This window comes from Paracoccus saliphilus, from assembly GCF_028553805.1.
GTDB classification, from domain to species: Bacteria; Pseudomonadota; Alphaproteobacteria; order Rhodobacterales; family Rhodobacteraceae; genus Paracoccus; species Paracoccus saliphilus.
Genome location: NZ_CP067140.1, coordinates 2,220,698 through 2,240,446, shown reverse-complemented (window position 1 = coordinate 2,240,446; position 19,749 = coordinate 2,220,698). Strand labels below are relative to the sequence as shown.

Annotated in this window: 20 protein-coding genes and 1 pseudogene; 10 read left to right on the top strand and 11 right to left on the bottom strand. The window is 58.8% G+C overall.

The genetic code is table 11. From position 1 onward, the window contains the following. Position 1: 1 nt before the first annotated feature. Genes JHX88_RS10765 through JHX88_RS10755 form a run of 3 tightly spaced genes read left to right on the top strand, consistent with a single transcriptional unit; the run spans position 2 to position 2,744 of the window. Entirely contained in the window at positions 2 to 820 is an 819-nt protein-coding gene (locus tag JHX88_RS10765) for an NAD-dependent epimerase/dehydratase family protein (protein WP_076523943.1), read from the top strand. Further along, on the top strand, positions 817 to 1,914 hold the full coding sequence (locus JHX88_RS10760; protein WP_076523945.1) for a mandelate racemase/muconate lactonizing enzyme family protein: 1,098 nt from the start codon (positions 817 to 819) through the stop codon (positions 1,912 to 1,914). Before JHX88_RS10765 ends, JHX88_RS10760 begins: the two co-directional genes overlap by 4 nt. 11 nt (positions 1,915 to 1,925) lie before the next feature. Beyond that, positions 1,926 to 2,744, top strand: coding sequence for an aldose epimerase family protein (locus tag JHX88_RS10755; protein WP_176011409.1), 819 nt, complete (start codon positions 1,926 to 1,928; stop codon positions 2,742 to 2,744). Positions 2,745 to 2,756: 12 nt separating this feature from the next. On the opposite strand, the gene JHX88_RS10750 is transcribed toward JHX88_RS10755, so the two are convergent. Both JHX88_RS10750 and JHX88_RS22320 read right to left on the bottom strand, forming a co-directional pair. Further along, on the bottom strand, positions 2,757 to 4,169 hold the full coding sequence (locus JHX88_RS10750) for an IclR family transcriptional regulator domain-containing protein (protein WP_141225770.1): 1,413 nt from the start codon (positions 4,167 to 4,169) through the stop codon (positions 2,757 to 2,759). 27 nt (positions 4,170 to 4,196) lie between these two features. Continuing rightward, positions 4,197 to 4,253, bottom strand: a pseudogene (locus JHX88_RS22320) (hypothetical protein); the annotation flags it as partial. Between the two features lie 304 nt (positions 4,254 to 4,557). Between JHX88_RS22320 and JHX88_RS10745 the strand changes: the two are divergent. From JHX88_RS10745 to JHX88_RS10730, 4 genes are read left to right on the top strand one after another with little or no spacing between them, the layout of a single operon-like run. Next, positions 4,558 to 5,295, top strand: a complete 738-nt coding sequence (locus JHX88_RS10745) for a ribonuclease activity regulator RraA (protein WP_076523951.1) — start codon at positions 4,558 to 4,560, stop codon at positions 5,293 to 5,295. After that, the gene (locus JHX88_RS10740; protein WP_076523953.1) at positions 5,292 to 5,756 is read left to right on the top strand and encodes a nuclear transport factor 2 family protein; all 465 of its coding nucleotides are present in this window, start codon (positions 5,292 to 5,294) and stop codon (positions 5,754 to 5,756) included. Before JHX88_RS10745 ends, JHX88_RS10740 begins: the two co-directional genes overlap by 4 nt. Further along, positions 5,756 to 6,058 carry a YciI family protein gene (locus JHX88_RS10735; protein ID WP_076523955.1) on the top strand — a complete coding sequence of 101 codons (303 nt, stop codon included), beginning with the start codon at positions 5,756 to 5,758 and terminating at the stop codon, positions 6,056 to 6,058. The genes JHX88_RS10740 and JHX88_RS10735 overlap by 1 nt, the downstream gene beginning before the upstream one ends. Before the next feature lie 42 nt (positions 6,059 to 6,100). After that, a complete protein-coding gene (locus tag JHX88_RS10730) occupies positions 6,101 to 7,636 on the top strand; it encodes an aldehyde dehydrogenase (NADP(+)) (RefSeq protein WP_076523958.1) in 1,536 nt (511 codons plus the stop codon). A 228-nt stretch (positions 7,637 to 7,864) separates the two neighbouring features. Here the strand turns inward: JHX88_RS10730 and JHX88_RS10725 are convergent, their stop codons facing one another. The 8 genes from JHX88_RS10725 to JHX88_RS10690 form a co-directional block, all read right to left on the bottom strand. Further along, positions 7,865 to 8,512, bottom strand: a complete 648-nt coding sequence (locus JHX88_RS10725; protein WP_084202911.1) for a 2-dehydro-3-deoxy-6-phosphogalactonate aldolase — start codon at positions 8,510 to 8,512, stop codon at positions 7,865 to 7,867. Beyond that, entirely contained in the window at positions 8,509 to 9,438 is a 930-nt protein-coding gene (locus JHX88_RS10720; protein WP_076523960.1) for a 2-dehydro-3-deoxygalactonokinase, read from the bottom strand. The genes JHX88_RS10725 and JHX88_RS10720 overlap by 4 nt, the downstream gene beginning before the upstream one ends. Positions 9,439 to 9,443: 5 nt before the next feature. After that, positions 9,444 to 10,199: an SDR family oxidoreductase gene (locus JHX88_RS10715; protein ID WP_076523963.1), complete on the bottom strand. Its 756-nt coding sequence runs from the start codon at positions 10,197 to 10,199 to the stop codon at positions 9,444 to 9,446. A 37-nt stretch (positions 10,200 to 10,236) separates the two neighbouring features. Continuing rightward, positions 10,237 to 11,424, bottom strand: a complete 1,188-nt coding sequence (locus JHX88_RS10710; protein WP_076523966.1) for an enolase C-terminal domain-like protein — start codon at positions 11,422 to 11,424, stop codon at positions 10,237 to 10,239. 64 nt (positions 11,425 to 11,488) lie between these two features. After that, positions 11,489 to 12,505 (bottom strand): Zn-dependent oxidoreductase, encoded by a 1,017-nt coding sequence (locus tag JHX88_RS10705; protein ID WP_076524496.1) that lies wholly within the window; start codon positions 12,503 to 12,505, stop codon positions 11,489 to 11,491. Between the two features lie 28 nt (positions 12,506 to 12,533). Next, complete coding sequence (locus JHX88_RS10700) at positions 12,534 to 13,778, bottom strand: TRAP transporter large permease (RefSeq protein WP_272848265.1); 1,245 nt, start codon at positions 13,776 to 13,778, stop codon at positions 12,534 to 12,536. A gap of 60 nt (positions 13,779 to 13,838) precedes the next feature. Then, entirely contained in the window at positions 13,839 to 14,327 is a 489-nt protein-coding gene (locus JHX88_RS10695; protein ID WP_076523971.1) for a TRAP transporter small permease, read from the bottom strand. A 90-nt stretch (positions 14,328 to 14,417) separates the two neighbouring features. Then, on the bottom strand, positions 14,418 to 15,404 hold the full coding sequence (locus JHX88_RS10690; protein ID WP_076523974.1) for a C4-dicarboxylate TRAP transporter substrate-binding protein: 987 nt from the start codon (positions 15,402 to 15,404) through the stop codon (positions 14,418 to 14,420). Between the two features lie 211 nt (positions 15,405 to 15,615). On the opposite strand from JHX88_RS10690, the gene JHX88_RS10685 reads away from it, so the two are divergent. Together JHX88_RS10685 and JHX88_RS10680 are read left to right on the top strand one after the other, a co-directional pair. Further along, on the top strand, positions 15,616 to 16,257 hold the full coding sequence (locus tag JHX88_RS10685; RefSeq protein ID WP_076523976.1) for a GntR family transcriptional regulator: 642 nt from the start codon (positions 15,616 to 15,618) through the stop codon (positions 16,255 to 16,257). Between the two features lie 113 nt (positions 16,258 to 16,370). Continuing rightward, on the top strand, positions 16,371 to 17,672 hold the full coding sequence (locus JHX88_RS10680; RefSeq protein ID WP_084202913.1) for an NAD(P)/FAD-dependent oxidoreductase: 1,302 nt from the start codon (positions 16,371 to 16,373) through the stop codon (positions 17,670 to 17,672). A 376-nt stretch (positions 17,673 to 18,048) separates the two neighbouring features. Here the strand turns inward: JHX88_RS10680 and JHX88_RS10675 are convergent, their stop codons facing one another. Further along, on the bottom strand, positions 18,049 to 18,261 hold the full coding sequence (locus tag JHX88_RS10675) for a hypothetical protein (RefSeq protein WP_076523979.1): 213 nt from the start codon (positions 18,259 to 18,261) through the stop codon (positions 18,049 to 18,051). A 390-nt stretch (positions 18,262 to 18,651) separates the two neighbouring features. On the opposite strand from JHX88_RS10675, the gene JHX88_RS10670 reads away from it, so the two are divergent. Beyond that, entirely contained in the window at positions 18,652 to 19,746 is a 1,095-nt protein-coding gene (locus JHX88_RS10670; protein ID WP_076523982.1) for an ABC transporter ATP-binding protein, read from the top strand. Positions 19,747 to 19,749: the final 3 nt, after the last annotated feature.

The window sequence follows — 19,749 nt, the reverse complement described above, 5'->3', positions numbered from 1 at the left end:
AGTGAAACGGAAACTTCTTGTGACCGGCGCGGCGGGTATCGTGGGAACCGGGATCTGCCCTCTGCTCGCCGAGGACTTCGATTTGCGCCTTTCGATGCGGCGTGCCACGGAATCCACCCCTGAAGGGGCCGAGGTCGTGATCGGTGATATCGCTGATCCAGAGATTGTCGCTCGTGCTGTCGAGGGGTGTCATGGAGTGCTGCATCTGGCGGCTGTGCATGGCACAGAAATCGGCTTCGAGGAGACTCTGGATGTAAACTATCGCGGTGTCGTTGCGCTGATGGAAAAAGCGGTGGCAGCAGGTGTGTGCCACGTGATCTTTGCCAGTTCCAATCACGGGTGGGGTATGTGGCCGCGTGATGCCGCACCTCTGGCCGATACCGCTCCTCCGCGGCCCGATGGTTGGTATGGCGTGTCAAAAATATTCGGCGAATCCGTAATGGCATATTATGCCGACACGCGGGGCATCGCGACGACGAGCCTGCGCATAGGCAATTGTGGTTCATCGGTCGAGGATGAGCGCAGGCGTCACATGTGGATGAGTTTCCGGGACATGGCCGACGTGATCCGTCTGGCGTTGCGGCGCGAGACGCCCGGACATCGCGCAGTCTTCGCGACGGCGGATTGCAAAGCACCATTTTTCGACAATGCTGGACTTCGTGAGCTTGGTTTCGAGACGAGGGATCGGCCAGACGACCACCTGCACACCCCACAGGTGGCATCGGAGCAGCAGGCACCCGGAATGGCCGGCGCGGCGATCGGAGGTGCCTATGCAGAGGCGAATTTTTGCGCCGACCGAAAGGCCTGGGAAAAATCATGAAGATTGCCAATATTGAGACTATCCGGCTCGACATTCCCTTTGACGATGGTGGTAAGGGCGAGGGCCTGACGCCCGGACGATGGAACAATCTCGAAATGCTGCTTGTTCGTATTGACACGGACGCCGGATTGACCGGATGGGGAGAATGCTTTGGTTATTTCTGTGCCGATGCCGTTGAAGCTTTTCTCCACCGATCGGTAATTCCGCTCCTGAAGGGGGCTGATGCGACGGATCCGGCGGCGATCTCCTTGGAACTGCAGCGGCGGCTGGCGCTGTTTGGCCGCTACGGCATTTCGATTTTCGCGCTTTCCGGGATCGATATCGCGCTGTGGGATTTGCGAGGCAAGGCCGAAGGAAAGCCGCTTCACATTCTGCTGGGCGGTGCCGGGCAAGATGGAAGTGTGCAGGCTTATGCAAGCCTCGTGCGTTATGGTGATCCCGATCTGGCGGCAAAGTTCACCGCGCGGGCTTATGCCGAGGGCTACAGGCACATCAAGCTGCACGAGATCAACCGCCGTGACATCGCAGCTTGCAATGCCACTCGCGGTGACGCCGAATTGATGGTCGATGTCAATTGCGCCTGGGATCAGGCAGAAGCAATCGAAATGGCACATTGGCTGGAGTCACTGGGCACGTTCTGGCTGGAAGAACCGACTTTTCCGCCTGAAGACAATGGGCAGTTGTCGCGACTGAAATCCGCCGTGCCAGGACTGGCGCTTTCCGGAGGCGAGAACCTGTGCACGGCCTGGCAATTCCAATTACTCATCGAGTCCGGTGCTATTCGTTATCCGCAGCCAAGCGTGACCAAGCTTGGTGGCATATCGGAATTTCTCAAGGTGATGAAAGCTGCGGAGGATGCCGGGCTTGGGGTAATGCCGCATTCGCCCTATTTCGGCCCCGGGTATTTGGCGACCTTGCAGCTATGCGCGGTACTCGGAGAAGGTAGCTTGTTTGAATATCTCTATGTCAGACCGGATGCATGGCTGTTTGACGGCATGCCAGTGCCTGATGCCGGGCGTATCGCCGTGCCTGATGGGCCGGGATTGGGGTTCGATCCGGATCCGGAAGTGATTGCACGGTATCGCGCGGCATGAATGGCGCGATTTTGACACTGAATGAAGGTCCCTGGCAAGCCGAAGCCCGGCCAGAGCAGGGCGGAAGGTTGGCCCGGCTGGTATATGACGGGCAATCGTTGCTCGTGCCGATGGGGCAGGGGGAGTTTGATCCCGTGAATTGGTCGAAAGCCGGGGCCTATCCACTGATCCCGTTTCACAACCGCGTGCCCGGTGCGCAGTTCACCTGGCGCGGAAGAGATGTACGATTGCCTGTGCATCCCTCCAGCGTTCCAAACGCATTGCACGGACACGGCTCACGGATGGTCTGGCAGGGGAAGGCCTCGAAAGCCGAACTGCGCATGACATTTGAGAATTCGGTAGCTGCGTATTGGCCTTGGCGTTTTCGGGCACTGCAAAGTTATCGCTTTTTCCGCAACCGGATGGAACTTGACCTCGAAATTACCAACCTCGACGATGCGGCAATGCCCGCGGGTCTGGGCTGGCATCCCTATTTCCAGGGTGGAACCAGGTTGTCCGACGACGCAAGTCATGGCTGGCATGTGGGCTCGGACCGTCTGTCTCAGGGAAAACGTGTCACGCGCGATGCCGTTTCAGGCGAGACCCTTTACCTGACGGGATGGACGACAGTCTTCGCTGCGGTGCCGTCTGGCCTCAATCTGCGGATAACTGCTTCGAAAGCGCTGCAGCACCTGGTAATTTATGCCCCCGATGGCGCTGGTTTTGCCTGTGCCGAACCGGTCAGCCACCCTGTGGCGGCGATGGCTGCCGGTCCAGGCGGTGGCATGCACGAACTTCCACCCGGGGCTTCACTCGCGGCCCGGATCACTCTGGCTGTTGAAACCATGTGACTCGGTCGGGCCTCAGTCCGCAAGGCGGAGAGTGTGACCCGAAAGTGGAGCATTGGTTAGATCGTTACGATCCAGCCCATAGCGCTCGGTCGTGACATAGAGATCGGTGCCAGTTTCTCCTCCGAAACATAATCCGGTCGGATTGGGCGTCGGCACAGGCACCCGCTCGGCGATCTCGCCGATCTCGTCCAGGCGTGCCAAACTCCAGCCATGCGCCAGAGCCACCCACACCCGACCTTGCATATCCACCGCGCAGGATACCGGGCTTCCGGCCGCCTGAGGGATGCGCGACAATACCCGACTTTTCTCCGTCGCGAGATCCAGCCGGGTTACGGTTCCGCTGGTGCGCGAGGCGATGAATGCAGTTCCTTCGTCCGAAGAAATACAAAACCCGGACGCAGGTCCTGTTACAATTGCTTTCTCCGACAGTTTGCCGGTGGGGAGCATCCTGCGAAGCTGTACACCATTTTCACCATGCCGGAACATCACGAGAATCTCGTCATTGCTTCGCATAGTTGCTGCGGCGATGACCGGCTCGGGAAGGTCGAATCTTGCCGAGTCGCGCAGACGCAGCGCGGTATGGCCGGTGAAGACGAACGGTCCGAACCCGCGCGTCAGGGCCAGCGCGTCAATGCGGTTGTCGAATTCCTGAACGAGCTGCGTGCCATTTTGGTCGCTTTCGAACAGGGCGGGGGCAAGATGATCAATCCAGAATAGAGAGTTTCGTTTCGCATCCCACTGTGGAGCCCCGCCGATGAAGGCCGCCTGTTTCGATACAGGTTGGAAATCTGCACCGCGTGGTCGTTTGCGTGTTTCGGGATTTACCTGGGCACCAATGATTCGAGCGGCCTCGGCGACCTCCTTGGCGAGGAATTTCACTCGTTCGATCGTGACTCGGAAAGTGGGGCCGGCAATCGAGATCGCCGCAATCGCCGTTCCATCACTACCGAGAATAGGAGCCCCGACACAACGTGTGCCCAACACGATCTCTTCATCATCCACGGCATAGCCGCGATTGCGAATGGCGCTCAATTCGGCTTCGAGAGCCGAATGCTCAGTAATGGTTTTTTCGGTTCGCCGATCCAGTGGTTGAGCCATGAATTTGGCACGCTGTCTTTCCGGCAGAAAGGCAAGCAATGCCTTGCCCTGGCTTGTGCAATGCATCGGTTTGATCGAGCCCAACTCGGCCGATGAGCGCCGTGAGTGCGGCCCTTGGAAACGTCCGATGGAAAGCACGCCGTCCCCCTCGGGAACGGCCAGATAGGTTGTTTCCCCCGTAATGTCGCGTAATCGTCGCAACTCTCCGGCGCTGATCGCCGAGAGGTTCGAGGAAGACCAGACCTGCTGTGCAATATCAAGTGTGCGAAAGCCGATCTGGTAGCTATGGCTGACGGGATCGCATCGGACGATCCCGCGTGCGGTCATTGCCGACAGGATACGGTAAAGTGTTGGCCGCGCTATACCCGTCGCATCGGCGATGTCGCGCGCGTTTGCTTGACCCTGCTGCAATGCGATCTCGTCCAGTATATCGAAGGCCTTGGTGAGGACTCCGGTTCCCTGAGGTGCGGTCTTCTCGGCTTTCCAGCTCGTTTCATTCGGCAAGGGGATACTCTTCAGTGGTGGCAGTTCATATTCGTCATACTGTAGCTGGCTTCGGGCTATAATGGCGATTTTCTTATCCGGATTATCGCATTGTGAGATTACCGACGGCGCCGGATTTGCGCACCAGATTCCCGAAAGCTAGCGTTCATCTTGAAGTTTGGCAGCCATATCCGGTTCTGGCACGGCTGCAATTCCTGAATGGAGCGCATAGATGACTGAGAGTGTCGACGTATCACAAGCGACCTTGGACAAGCTGAAGAAATGTGGGCAGGGCACAATCACCACACAGCTCTTCAAACGTGGCTATCGCCAGCAATTCCTTGTGGGCGTAGCTCCGCTCAACAAGGATTGCGAGGCCTTTGCCGGTGAGGCTTTCACTCTGCGCTTTATCCCGTCTCGCGAGGACAAGGATTGGGATTTGGGCGATCTGAAACAGCGTGGCGAAGATAATGTGCAATGGGAAGCCGTCGAGGCGATCCAAGCCGGACAAGTGTTGATGATCGACAGTCGAAACGATCCGCGGGCCGCATCCGCAGGTAACATGCTGATGACACGGATGATGCGCAAAGGCTGTGCCGCCGCAATAACGGACGGCGCCTTTCGCGACGGATCCGAGATTTCGCACATGCCCTTCCCGGCCTATTGTCGTGGTAATACGGCAACGACACGACCCGCATATCACCGTGCCATTGCTATGCAGGAGCCGATCGGTTGCGCCGAGGTTGCGGTTTATCCTGGTGATATCGTTGTCGGAGACGCAGATGGCGTTACGGTCATACCTCGCCATCTTGCCGAAGAGGTTGCGAAGGACAGCTATGAACAGGAGCTCCGCGAGAAGTTTCTATTCACCAAAATCGATGCCGGCGCTTCGCTCTTTGGCACTTATCCCGCCGGTCCCGAAACGCTCGAGGAATACGAGGCCTGGCTGGCAAAGGGGAACGATCTATGAGCACTCCAGCAGAAAAGGCCGAAGCGTTAATCCGCCATTATTTCGACATGTGTAACGCCGGTGACCGACGGGGGTTGATCGATTGTTTTACTCCTGATGGTACGCATTACTTCCCGCCCGGCCTGCCTGGCGCGCCCTGGCGCGGAGCCGAGGCCGTAGCTGACGGTTGGGTGCGTTGCGTCGAAACTCTGGGTTCCAAGTGGACCATCGAGAAGGTGCTCTGCGCCGCCGACGGCCACGAGGCAGTGATTGAATGGACGCATTGGAAAACTGGCATCGGCGAAGCGCTGCGCGGCGACGAGTGGTATGTCTTCAACGACGACATCACCAGGATCCGCGAAATCCGTGCCTATTACGCCAGCCCAGTGGACAAGTCGCAACCGGTGAACAAGCTTTACGACTTTGATTACGAAGGGCGCGGCTACCACATGGCACCGCCCGTGGTTAAGGGGCGCGACTGATGCCTGATTACGCTCTGATCTGTCGCGATGCACCCGGGGTCCTAGAGCGGCGGCTCGCCGCCCGAAATGAGCACATGGCCGGCCTCAAGGTCGAGAAGGCTGCGGGTCACATTATTGACGGTGGCGCGATCCTGGATGCTGCGGGCAATATGGCCGGATCAGTCGTGCTTTGCCGCTTCGATGATCGCGCGGCGCTGGAGGCCTATCTCGCGCGCGAGATCTATGTCCGAGAGGGGATCTGGGGCGATATTGAGGTGATCGAGATGCGTTTTGTCGATTGGCCAAAGCTGATGAACGGCTAACAGCCGTTCCACGAAACGCAAGATTTACCTAAAGGACCTGACATGGACAGCAAGACTCCGACCTTCATCCCTCGCGGCAAGCATCTTATCGCAGGCGAATGGGTGGCAGGCGAGACCACTTTCATCTCCGAACCGGCGCATGCGCCAAGGCACGAATTCCCGGTTGGCACCCCGGCGCTGGTTGATGCCGCTTGCAGGGCCGCCGAAGAGGCATTCTGGACCTATGGCTACACCAGGCGCGAGACCCGCGCAGAATTCCTCAACGCTATCGCCGACGAGATAGAGGCGCGCGGCAATGCCATCACCGAGATCGGAACACAGGAGACCGGTCTAGCCGAGGCGCGGCTGCAGGGTGAACGCGGACGCACCACGGGCCAACTGCGACTCTTCGCGGAGCACATCCTCAAGGGCGACTACCTTGACCATCGCCACGATAGGGCGCTGCCAGACCGTAGGCCGCTGCCGCGCCCGGATATCTGGCTTGTGCAACGTCCGATCGGCCCGGTCGCCGTTTTCGGAGCCTCGAACTTCCCGCTCGCCTTCTCCACCGCCGGCGGCGACACCGCCGCGGCGTTGGCCGCCGGCTGCCCGGTGGTCGTAAAGGGCCACGGCGCGCATCCCGGCACCAGTGAGCTCGTCGCCGAGGCGATCCTCGCCGCTATCGAGAACACCGGCATGCCCAAGGGTGTTTTCTCTTTAGTACAAGGTGGCAAACGCGACGTCGGCCAAGCTCTGGTGCAACACCCGTTGATCAACGCAGTGGGTTTCACCGGCTCGCTCGGCGGTGGACGCGCTCTTTTTGATCTCTGCGCGCAGCGCGATGTGCCGATCCCCTTCTTCGGAGAGCTGGGTTCGGTCAATCCGATGTTTCTGCTTCCCGCAGCGGTCAAAGCGCGCGGCCCCGAGATCGGCACCGACTGGGCAGGCTCGCTTACGATGGGTGCCGGCCAATTTTGCACCAACCCCGGCATTGCCGTGGTGGAGAGGGGCTCTGACGGAGACGCCTTCATCGCCGCCGCCGCCGCGGCGCTGAAAGGCGTGACCGCTCAGTGCATGCTCACAGACGGCATCGCGAAAGCATATAGGGGCGGCAAGGCCCGCTTCGATGAGCGCAATACAGTAAAGCCGGTGCTGAGCACCGAAAGCGAGGGACGGAACGCACTGCCGAATCTCTTCGAAACCGATGCCGCCAATTATCTGCGTGACCCAGCGCTCGGCGAAGAGGTCTTCGGCCCGCTCGGTCTCGTGGTGCGGGTGAGCGGCCAGGACGAGATGATGGGACTGGCGCAAGGCTTCGAGGGTCAACTTACCGCCACTATTCATTTGGACGAGAGTGACACGGCGCTGGCGCAGCGTCTGATGCCGGTCCTCGAACGCAAGGCGGGCCGCGTGCTGGTCAACGGTTTCCCGACTGGGGTCGAGGTTTGCGATGCGATGGTCCATGGCGGACCTTATCCTGCCTCGACAAATTTCGGTGCTACATCTGTCGGCACGATGGCCATCCGGCGTTTTCTGCGGCCTGTGAGCTATCAGAATATGCCGCTTTCACTGTTACCCGTGGACATAACGACTGGCTAGACACCCCAGACGAAGGCCGGTCGGCAAACGGACGCTTTCTTCTTGAGCCGCAATATCAAATACTCCTTCAATGACACAGAATCACGAGCTACTCCGGCCATTGTCAGGATACGCCTCAGTACCGTGAGCCGGCCTGCGCGCCGACCCGGATCACAAACGAAACCAGCTTTGTGATCGCCGTGATCAAGATCAGGCGGGCATACGCATCAAGCGCAAACATCCCCAGCTTCATCGGCGAAGCTGGTCCGTCGCGACATCATAGGCTGTAATTATTGCGCGGGCACGGTTGCCCAATTCGGTACGATCCATGCCAGGTTTGTAAAGCGAGGAGCCCAGTCCGAAGATCTTGATACCTCTTGCAAGATAGGCATCAAAATTTTGCTCCGACGCTCCGCCTACGGCTGCGACAGGGGCTTCGGATGGTAGTACCGTCCGAATTGCCGCGATACCATCGGGACCAAGGATCCCGGCGGGAAAGAATTTCAGTGCCGAGGCGCCATGTCTCCAGGCAAGAAGTGCTTCGGTGGCCGTGGAGACACCCGGCATTGTCACCATACCGCAACTAACCGACCGATCGATCACATTGGTGTCGGTGTTGGGCGTCACCACGAGGCGCGCACCAAGATCGGCCAGCCTGTCGACATCCGACCTGTCCAACACCGTGCCCGCGCCCAGCAGCACATGATCACCGAATTCGCGCACCGCCGCACCGATCGAAGCAAATGGCTCGGGTGAGTTCAACGGCACCTCGATTGCCTCGAATTCGGCAGTGATCAAGGTTTCAATCAGAGGCAGTGCCTCCTGCGTGGTCAGACCGCGCAGGATGGCGACGAGGGGTCGCTTGAAGCTGTGCAAGGGTACGCGCTTGGTTATCATTCAGTCCATCCGAGGTTTCGAGCCGCCAGGAAGAGTCCGCGGCGGGTAGCGGACTCGGCATCATCAAGGGTGAATGCAATCCCGGCGCGGCTCAACGCTGCGCCATAGAGCTTTGCAGCTGTGCCCGAGGCCAGGAGGCGAACATGAGTCTTGTGATAGCGGCGTCGGACGAGGGCGATTTCGGCACCGATGAGCAAGGCCGAAAGTGTTGCCCGTGCCGCTTCGGGGCTCGTCAGGCCCAGGACACCACCCGCGCGCAGGGCGAAGAGCTCTTCCAGCACCACAGCAGGATCTGCAAGTGTGCGGTCCATTGCCTTCAGATAGGTGGGCGTGTCGGGAACAAACTCCGCGTCAGGCGAAATCAATGGGCCGAGTGTGGATTTCGAGCTGATCAGGGAGAACAACTCGCCCGTCAACTGGGTTGAAAAACGCGTGATCGTGTGCCCATCGGTTTCGATCCATTTGCTGTGGGTTCCCGGCTGCGCGACAACCGCTGCGGTTCCATCCATGATGCCGAGGATGAGCGTCTCTTCGCCACGCATGATATCGGGCGGTCCGTCCCGGCGCTGTGCGACGCCTGGAAGTATCATCACCTTCCGCGCGGGATGAGGCGCCTGCACCGCTTGTCCGGACAAACCTGAAAGCGGAGTGCCGGTTTCGGCATAGGGCGCTTCGATCCAACCCTGGCGCGCTCCGACCATGCCGCAACAGAGGACCGGTAATGAAGGTGAAACCGAAAGCGCGGCAAGATGCGCATCCAGGACGGCCTGGAATCCCGTGACCTCCGCGCAGCGGATCATGCCTTCATCGCTGCGTCGCTCCGCAAGCACCTGCCCGCTCGCGCCGAGAACCCAAAGACGAAAGCTGGAGGTGCCCCAGTCGACCGCAGCGAACCGGGCGGCTACATGGTTATGTGAGGTCGTCATCCTGGTCAGGTCCGGGTATAGAAGTTGTTGTGTAGCGGGCTCATCACGAGCTGATTGATGCACATGCGTGACGGGGCGGTGGTGATGAAGGCCACCGTTTCGCCGATATCCGAAGCTTGCAACATGCGGGCCCGTGCTTCCGGGGAAGGCGGGTTCGGCCGGGTGTCTAACACATCAGTGGCGGCCTCGGCGGGCATCAGGCAGGTCGCACGGATACCATTGTGGCCTTCTTCGATATTGATCGTCTCGCAGAGAGCGGGAAGCGCATGTTTCGTTGCCGAATAAGATGCCCCGGCCACCGGCTCCATCCGCCAGCCCGCCCAGGAAGAGATGATGACAATGGTGCCTGCACTCCGCGCCCGCATCTCCGGCAGCACTGCCTGCACGCAGTGAAGTGCACCAGAAAGATTCACCTCGACGATCCGGTCCCAGTCGCGACCGTCGAGATCGCAGAGCGACCGCCGTGGCACATTGGTGCCCGAACTGTAGACCAGGATATCGACTGGTCCGATCGCCTCGGCGGAGGCGGCGATTGCATCGCGGTCTATCACGTCGAGCCTGTGGCAATCAGCCTGCCCCCCGGCTTCGATCACGCGCGCGGCGACGCGCTCCAGCGCATCAGCTCGACGTCCGGACAGTACGACCCGCGCGCCACGTGCGGCAAGTGCCTCGGCGGAGGCGGCGCCGAGACCGCTGCCCCCACCAAGGATCCATGCGGTCTTGCCGGAAAGTGTCCGGTTCGTTGAAGTTGCGTTGCTCATGTGACTTCCTTCCAATCTTGGTAGTTTAGGATGCGCGTCAGTCGGACCAGTCGGAAAGGTCCGGCACCGCATCCGTGTTGATCCGCAGCCCGATGCCCGGTTCTGTCGGCATGCCGGGGCGTCCGTTGTGGACTTCGGGCTCACCCAGAAACAGCGAGTTGACTCGCTGGTCGAGGCCCCACCAGGAGGGGTTGGTCAGATGTTCGATCCAGGTGCAGTTCGGTTGCGACAGGACTGCGTGAAGCGTAGCGGCGGAATAGACATGCGGGGTCACCTCGATCCCGGCGCCGGAGGCCATCTGCGCCACGCGGCGGAATTCGGTTAACCCGCCAACGCGGTGGACATCGGGTTGCAGGATATCGGCTGCACCAGCATCCAGAAGCTGCTGGAAGCCGTAGCGTGAAAATTCGTGCTCGCCCGTGGCGATCGGCACGAAATGCTGCCCACGCAGCATCGCATGACCGGAGATATCGTCAGGGATCAGCGGTTCTTCAACCCAGCGCAGCGAGAACGGGCGCAGCTCCCGTATCATCTCCAGCGCGAAAGGGCGGTTCCAGCCCATATAGGCATCGGCCATGAGATCCACGTCATCACCGATTTCCTCGCGTATGGCCGCAATGTACCGGATGTTTTTCATCAAGCCTTCACGCCCGTCAGCAGGACCATACGGAAAATTCGCCTTGATTGCCTGATAGCCGCGCTCGAGGTAATCGCGCGCCATGCGCTTGACAACCGAGAGATCGTCATCGGGTTGCACCTTCGAGGCATAGGCCCGCACGTCCTTCGCGTGATGGCCGCCCAGCAACTGATAGACCGGCCGGCCGACAGATTTACCGAGCGCATCCCAGATCGCGATGTCGATGGCCGAGATCGCCAGCAGCGCCGCTCCCTTGCGTCCGTAGACGATCGAGGCGCGGTACATCTGCTCCCAAATACCTTCGGTCGACCACGCATCGAGACCGGTTGCCAGGCTGGCCAAGTGAGCGTTGACCATCAGCGTTGCCACGCCAATCCCGTCCTCGGCATAACCCAGCCCGGTCGTACCGTCGTCCAGCGTGATACGGACCACGGTGATGCCTTGTGGCCAGGTATACCAGGACCATCCCTCGCCGCGGCGGGCGAACTCGTTCATCGGGCTGGGGCCGCGGACACTTTTCTGCTGCTGCCAGAAATTGCCCCACATGGATTGAGGGACATGGCGGGCTTCAACCTTGGTGATTTTCATCGGGATCTCCTTTGAACCGGCGCGGACCGGGAAATGCGGAATGACATGGGTTCGACGGTGCACTTCAGTTGAAGTCGAGCAGCACCTTACAGCACGCGATCGGATGCCCTTCGAGCAGGGCGAAGGCTTCGTGCACGGCGGTTGCGGGGAAGCTGTGGCTGATAAAACGTTCAGGTTCGATCTGCTTGTGAGACATCCAACCAATCACCTCGGGAAATTTGCGGTTGTTCAATCGCGAGGCATAGAGCGTGAGTTCTTTGGCGTTCAGCTTGCGCTGCGGGATCGCGCTGGCCTCACTCGAGAACCCCATAAGGCCGATGCGCGCTGCGGGAGAGGCCAAGTCGAGAGCTTCTTCGACAATCGAGGGGTGGCAGGCCGCGTCGATGATCAGGCTGGGACTCAGGCCTGCTTCGGCAAGTGTGCCTGCCAGTGATTGGCGAGTGGTGTTGACGACTATGCTCGCGCCCGATGTGCGCGCCCAATCCAAGCGGCTGTCGATCCGGTCAGCGACGATCAGGCGGTCCAGCCCGTGAACGCCGCTTAGCGCCTGGATCACGGTCATCCCGATCGGTCCCGCGCCGTAGACCAGCGCCGTATCCTCGGCCATGACCTCGGTGCGTGACAGCATGTTGGCTGCGATGGAAAACGGCTCGACCGTCGCTGCCGCACGATCATCGACCTCGTCCGGCACCGGTACGGCACATTGGGCGGGTACACAGCAATATTCGGCGAAACCGCCTTCGCGATGGACGCCGACAACCTGCAGGTTGAGGCACACATTCGGGCGTCCGGCCCGGCAGGGATAGCATTGCCCGCAGTTGACAACCGGGTTAACGGCCACGCGCGTTCCCTCCAGCGCAGGATCGACGCCGTCGCCGACCGCATCGATATGTCCGGCAAATTCGTGGCCGATCACGCGGGGAAATTGCACATAGGGATGGTTGCCATGGAAGATATGCAGGTCCGAGCCACAGATTCCGGCATGGCGGACACGGATACGGACCTCGCCCGGTGTCGGATCGGGGATCGGCAGGTCGACGATAGACATGCGCCGCGGGGCTTCGACGAGTATGCTTTTCATGAGATCGGTGATGCTTTCGGATTTGGATTCAGCGGTACAGGAGGTCAACCAGCCATGTGGAGATCTGCGGTACGAAGGTGACGAGCAGCAGGCAAAGCAGCATCTGCGCAAAGTAAGGGATACTCTCGGTTAGAAAGGCGCGAATGCGGCAGCCGGTAATGCCGCAGGTTACGAACATCAGCGTTCCCAGCGGAGGAGTGATCGCCCCGATCGCGAGGTTGAAGATGAAGATGAAGGCGAAATGGATGTCATCAATGCCGAATGCCCGGGCGATTGGCACGAGAAGCGGCACCAGGACAATCATCGCGGCATTGCCTTCAATGAACATGCCGACGACCAGCAGGAAGATGTTCACGATGATCAGAAACAGGTATTTGCTCGCGACCGCATCGACCATCCATGCTGTCAGGCCTTGTGGGATACGCTCGCGTGTCAGCACCCAGGCAAGGGCGGAGGCCGCGCCGACAATCAGCATGATGACCGCCGTGGTCAGGACAGTCTCCTTGAGGCACAGTGACAGCTTGGAAGGAGATAGTTCCTGATAGGCGATACCAAGACCCAGCGCATAAACGACCGCGACTGCGCCGGCCTCGGTCGGCGTAAAGACGCCCAGGCGGATGCCGCCCAGCACGATGAGCGGCAGACATAGCGGAAATGCCGCAGACAGGAATGCCTTGCCGATGGGAACTGCGACATAATCATCGGCTGCTTTGAGGGGCGCATAGTTGCGGCGTCGAGCCACCCAGGACGTCATGACCATCATCGTCACGCAAGTCAGCAGACCGACGGAGATCCCGCCCATGAAGAGCTGTCCAATCGAGACATTGGCGGTAGCGCCGTAAATGATCATACCGATGCCAGGCGGGATGAGTGGCGTGATTGTCGAGGAGAAGGCAGTGATCACTGTGGAAAATGGCTTGGACATGCCGCGGCGCTCCATCTCGGGGACCAGCATTTTGGCCGTCATGGCGGCATCGGCGAGGCTTGAGCCCGACATCCCGCCCATCAAGGTGGACAGGAGAATATTGACCTGGGCCAGACCGCCCCAAATTGCAGCGGTGAGCGCGGCGCAGAAGGTCATTATGCGCCGCGTGATGCCCGAGTGATTCATGAATACTCCGGCGCACACGAAAAAGGGCACGGCCAGAAGGGGAACGCTTTCGAGCCCGGATACGAAGCGCTGCACGAGCAGAAGCGGATTCGCATGGCCTGCTGCGAGGAAATAGAGTGCGGTTCCGGCCAGAATGGCGATGAAGACCGGTACACGGATCATCAATGCGATGAACAGAATGATGATCGAGAGGGTAAGTATCGTGGACACCGTAGCCGCCTTTCAATCGTCCGACGGCAAGCGCGCGAGACGCGGCAGCAGATCGGAGCAAACAAAGCTGAGCATCATGAGACTCGCACCAATCGGAACCGCGAGATAGGCGATGCCATAAGGAATATGCAGGACGTCAGTGGTTCGGTTGGCGCCGAATTGGAACTGGATGAAGGCGAACCCGGTCCAAACAACGAGCCCAAGGACCGCCAGCACGACCAGCGCAACGACATTGTCCAGGATGCGGCGCGCTGTGGGCGGTAACATTTCGCATATGGCATCGATAGCGACATGCGCAAACTCCCGGAACGCGACGCTGCCGCCGAACATGACCAGCCAGACGATGAGGATCATCTGCACCTCTTCCAGCCAGGTGAGCGGCGCTCCGAGGGAATAGCGCATGATCACACCCAGGACTGTGATCAAAACCAGCGCAATCGTGGAGATATAGGAAACCGTCAAGTCGATGGCGCGTATCAGCGCCAGGGCCGTGCTGAGCATCGGTGCACCTCGGGCAGCAGCAGGATTGCGGGGTTCTCAAGTAACCATGGAGGGGGGCGTCGTTGCGCCGCCCTTCGATTAGAGACGTGTTCAGTCGCGGCCGATCAGGCCAAGCACCTTCTTGTGCAGATCCGGTGACCAGCCCGAAAAGGCGGGATCTTCAAAGAAGCTCACGGCGGCCCGCGAGAACTCGTCATGTTCGGCTTCGGTGACGGTGACGCCCTCGGCCTTCAGCTTTTCAAGCAATTCGGCATCGGTTTTGGTCATCAACTCGTTCTGGAAATTGCCGGCATCCCGCGCGGTTTCCGCAAGCACATTCTGCTGTTCGGGTGGCAGACTGTCCCACAGGGTGGTGCTGCAGGCCATCAGGTTAACTGTTCGCATGTGATTGTCGAGCAGCAGATATTTGGCCGTCTCGTGGTACTTGCCGCCCCAAATCACCGAAAGCGGGTTTTCAAGGCCGTCAATGACCCCTTGCTGGAGCGAGGTATAGACCTCGCCAAGCGCCATTGGCGTGGGGGAGGCGCCGAGATGTTCGAATGTCTTGACATAGATGGTTGATTGCGGAGCTCGGATCTTCATACCAGAGAAATCCTCCGGATGTTCGACCTTGCGTGTGGTCAGGGTCTGGCGCGCGCCGTAGCGCCAGTTGTTTGCGATGATCTTGACGCCGTTTTCAGCCAACTGATCTTCCAGGCCCGCCCACCAGTCCGAGGCGAAAAGCAGGTCGGCCTCCTCCCAGTTCCTGAAGAGAAATGGCGCCTGGACGATGCTCATATCCGGCACGCCGAGTTCAGCAAAGAAGGACGCATCAGTCGAGTAGCAGATGGGTTCACCCAGAAGCATCTGGTCGATCACCTGCCTGCCTGAGCCGAGCTGATCGGAGGGGAAAAGCTCAAGCGTCATCTGCCCGCCGGAATTTTCCTCCAGTAGCCTTTTCCATTCGGCGTGACCCTTGCCATAGGGGGTGTCCATGACGGGGCCGAAACCGACCGAGATGGTCGTATCCTGCGCCGCGACAGGCGGCGCGAGGGAGGTGACGGCAAGCATGGCGAGAGAAAATGTGAAAAACTTCATGGGCTTCCTCCTGAATCTTCGGTGCAAACAGATGGTGCGACGTGTTTCGATTCGGCCCGCACCTCCTTGCGGGATGTGCTGCTATTAGCATGCAATACAACCGATGCGCAACCAATATATTGGTTGAATTTCGGTTTTGACTCGTCTAACTGAAGGAGGGGGCGCAGGGATATGAACGGCGAGATGCCGGTGGCAGCAGGTAAGCAAGAGTATGGCCAGCACGAAGAGTGATATCGCTTACGAGGCGATCAAGACAAAAATCCTGGAAGGGGAGCTCGCCCCTGGATGTGATATCTCTGAAGAGACATTGGAAAGGGAGATGAGCCTGAGCCGGACACCAATCCGCGAGGCCTGTCAGCGCCTCTCCAAGGAGGGCTTTGTGCAGATTTATCCCAGTAAGGGGATGATCGTTGCGGATATCACAACGGATCTGATCCGCGATATTTACGAGATGCGGCTGCTCAACGAGCCATTCATTGTGGTGCAGGCGTGTCGGCTTAATACCGGGCGGGAATGGCTGGAAGAGATTCGTGAGCAGTTGCTGTCACCGGAACTCGACCAACCGGAAGCCCACCAGCGTCGCCACTACATTGCATTGGACCGGGCTCTCCACGATGGGTTTCTTAGAAACTCCAGGAACCGTTTTCTGCTGTCGACCATGCAGATGGTGTTGGACCACAACCACCGCATCCGCATCAAGGTGTCACGACCCTATAGCCCGGATGATCGGTCGATCACCGAGCATCTCGATATCATTGATGCATTTTTCGCGCGCGATGAGAAGCGGCTGGAAGCAAGCGTTCGCAGCCATATCGAAGCGTCGCGCAAAATCACTTTCGATTATTTCCTCTAATGCAGGACAGGTTCCCGAGCCCGCCATTGGTCTTGGATCACCATGAAACACCACACGGATGGAGCGGTCACGATATAGAATAGATACCGCAAATTTAACTGGGGATATCCGCTATGAAACATCGCATCGTCATTGTCGGAGCGGGATTCGCCGGCTTGACGGTTGTGCAGGGCCTGAAGGGTGTTGATTGCGACATTACCGTGATCGACCAGCGCAATCATCATCTGTTTCAACCGCTGCTTTACCAGGTTGCGACAAGCATGCTCGCCACCTCCGACATCGCCTGGCCGATCCGGTCGCTGCTACGGGATCGAAAGGATGTGACGACCTTGCTGGGCAAGGTGGATGGTGTTGACCGTGATGCCCGCGAAGTAATTCTGCGTCACGGTACCCGGGTTCCCTATGACAGCTTGGTCATCGCAACTGGTGTGCGCCACGCATATTTCGGCAAGGATCACTGGGAAGAGTATGCACCAGGGCTGAAGACACTTGAGGACGCGACAACCATCCGGCGCAGGCTTCTTCTGGCGTTCGAGCGCGCGGAAATGAGCGAGAATGAAGCGGAACGCGACGCACAGTTGACCTTTGCGGTTATCGGAGCGGGGCCGACGGGCGTCGAACTGGTCGGGATAATCGCCGAATTGGCCCATCGCATCCTTCCCGGTGAATTCCGCCGCAGCGACACGCGTCGTGCAAAGGTGATGTTGATTGAAGCGGGGGCACGCATTCTCCCGGCCTTCGGCGACAAGTTGTCGGCCTACGCGAAGCATGCGCTCTCGCGGAGGGGCGTTGAGGTCAGGACGGGCACGCCGGTGACTGAATGCACAAGCGATGGAATCGTACTCGGAGAGGAATTCATACCAACGCATACGGTGATCTGGGCAGCTGGTGTCCAGGCGTCACAGGCCAAGGACTGGTTGCATGCGAAGGCAGATCATGCTGGCCGTGTGATCGTGAATGACGACCTGACACTGCCTGGTGATCCCTCGATTTTCGTGCTGGGTGATACTGCGCATGTCGAAAGCGACGGTCAGCAGGTTCCCGGCGTCGCTCCCGCAGCCAAGCAACAAGGCAGCCATACCGCCCGTACAATCCGTGCGCGGCTGACAGGCGCGGAGCCACCTGGTCGTTTTCGATATCGCAACATGGGAAATCTTGCCACCGTCGGACGGAATGCAGCAGTGATCGAATACGGCCGCTTTCAGATGAAAGGGTGGCTTGCGTGGTGGGTTTGGGGAATTGCTCATATCTATTTTCTGATCGGAGCGCGGTCGCGTTTGTTCGTGTCCCTGAATTGGCTCTGGAGTTTCCTGTCGGGACAAAATTCCGCACGGCTGATCACCCAAAAGGAGCACAGTCCATCATCCGGCCAATCCATCGAGGACGATGGCTTCGCGAGACGAGACCGAGATTGAGCGATGTTCAAGTTTATGCAGCATTTATGGGTCTGGTATAGCTGGAACCATGTCCGCCTGGAACAGGGTGACCCGTCTCACGGTATGAAAGTTCAAGGTTTGCGCTGGGTATTCTGGCGCAGAGTGTGGATCGGATTTCTAGGTGGAACCCGTCCACGTTTGTTGTTTCAATAGCTTGTGGCGCTTATCGTAAGCGTTTGCCAATAGCCGCGGCAATGCAGGCTGGAGGGTTTCGGGCTGAGCCTTTCAATTCCAGGGCAGAAGTTCATACTCGCCGAGATGGGCATGTCAGGCGACCCACTGTTCGCCGCGCGTGAGCCGGAAAAGCCAAAATTTTCTGACCAAAGCAACGCCACACAGGGTGCGTTCGGCCGAATTACTCGTCAGACAGCTTGGGCAGGAAGCGATCTTTTTCCGCGTGCGCAAGATCCTCGAGTGCATTCCAGAATAGATGACATTCAATGAAATATGGCACGATCTGGATCTCAAACCCGCTGTTCAATCCCTTCAAATGACCTGCGGGCGCAAGCACGATGGACTTTTTCGCCGTCTTCTTGCCTCCGTCAAAGCCCCCGTCGATCCGCGACAATTGTGATGCCGACTGGTTGCACGATGACCTCAGGGGGTGCGGCATCCGTCCCTACATGCTTGGTTGGCGTTGCACGGATGAAAGTTCGCTGTGGCGAACTGCGAAGCGTACACTTTCCATACCTTCGGCGATGTTCACTTCCGGACCTTTGCAAGCGAATCACTCTTACACCACGAACTCACCACCAACTGACGCTTTGTCAGAAGAGTACTTGTAGAGTTTTGATGGTGTAAGGGCCAGTAGTGGTTTGAAACAAAATCATAAAAAACCTCACAAGATGCCAGAGTCATGATCGTAGCAGTAAATCCTTGACGGGTGGTGCACGATCTCGCATCATTCTCGAATAATAACATGTGATCTCGATAATCGAGACAAAATAGGGAGATCGACATGCTCGACGTCACGCCGGGCGGCCACGGACACGTGGTGCTGTCCGCTATCACGAAAAGCTACGATGGCCGCCACCTCGTTGTGCGCGATTTGAACCTTTCGATCCGCAAGGGCGAATTTCTGACCTTGCTGGGTCCATCCGGATCAGGCAAAACAACGACGTTGATGATGCTGGCCGGATTCGAATATCCGACGTCCGGAGAAATTCGCATCGACGGCGCGCCTGTTCATGCCATGCCACCCGAGAAGCGAAACATCGGCATGGTTTTCCAGAACTATGCGCTGTTTCCACATATGACCGTGGCCGAAAACATAGGCTACGGTTTGAAGGTCCGGCGCGTTTCCAAAACCGAGATCGATCGCAGGGTTCGAGCGGTTCTTGAAACTGTCCATCTTGCGGAACTGGCGGATCGCCGACCCGGGATGCTTTCTGGAGGTCAGCAACAGCGTGTAGCGCTTGCGCGGGCACTGGTATTCGAGCCGAGTATCGTTCTGATGGATGAGCCGCTGGGAGCGTTGGATAAAAAGCTGCGAGAACATCTGCAGTTCGAGATCCGCCAGATCGCACAGCGCTTCAACTTGACGGTGATCTACGTCACCCATGACCAGTATGAGGCGCTCACCATGTCGGACCGGATCGCCATTTTCAACGATGGCCAGGTTCAGCAACTCGGTTCAGCCGAGGAGATTTACGCACGTCCAGTGAACCGTTTCGTCGCGGAATTCGTAGGGGACAACAATTGCCTGCGCGGTCGCGTAACCGCAGTTCAGGACGAACGCGCATCGCTTAAACTCGAGAACGGCACGATCATTTACGCCCGCACGACGGAACATGTCAGACCGGGTTCCATGTCCACCTCTGTTATCCGACCTGAGGCCTTGCGGATGTCGGACCAGCCCTTTGAGGGCGCAATGGAGGCGATTGTGTCAGATTCGATCTTCTGCGGCGATCAGACCCGCACGGTTGTGGAACTGGCTGGGAAGGAAAGCCTCGTGGTGAAAAGCGCTGCCCATTCGGAGGCAATTCACCCGATCAAGGGTCAAACGGTCCATGTGGGCTGGGCTTGGGAAGACGCCTGGGCACTGGACGCCTGAGAA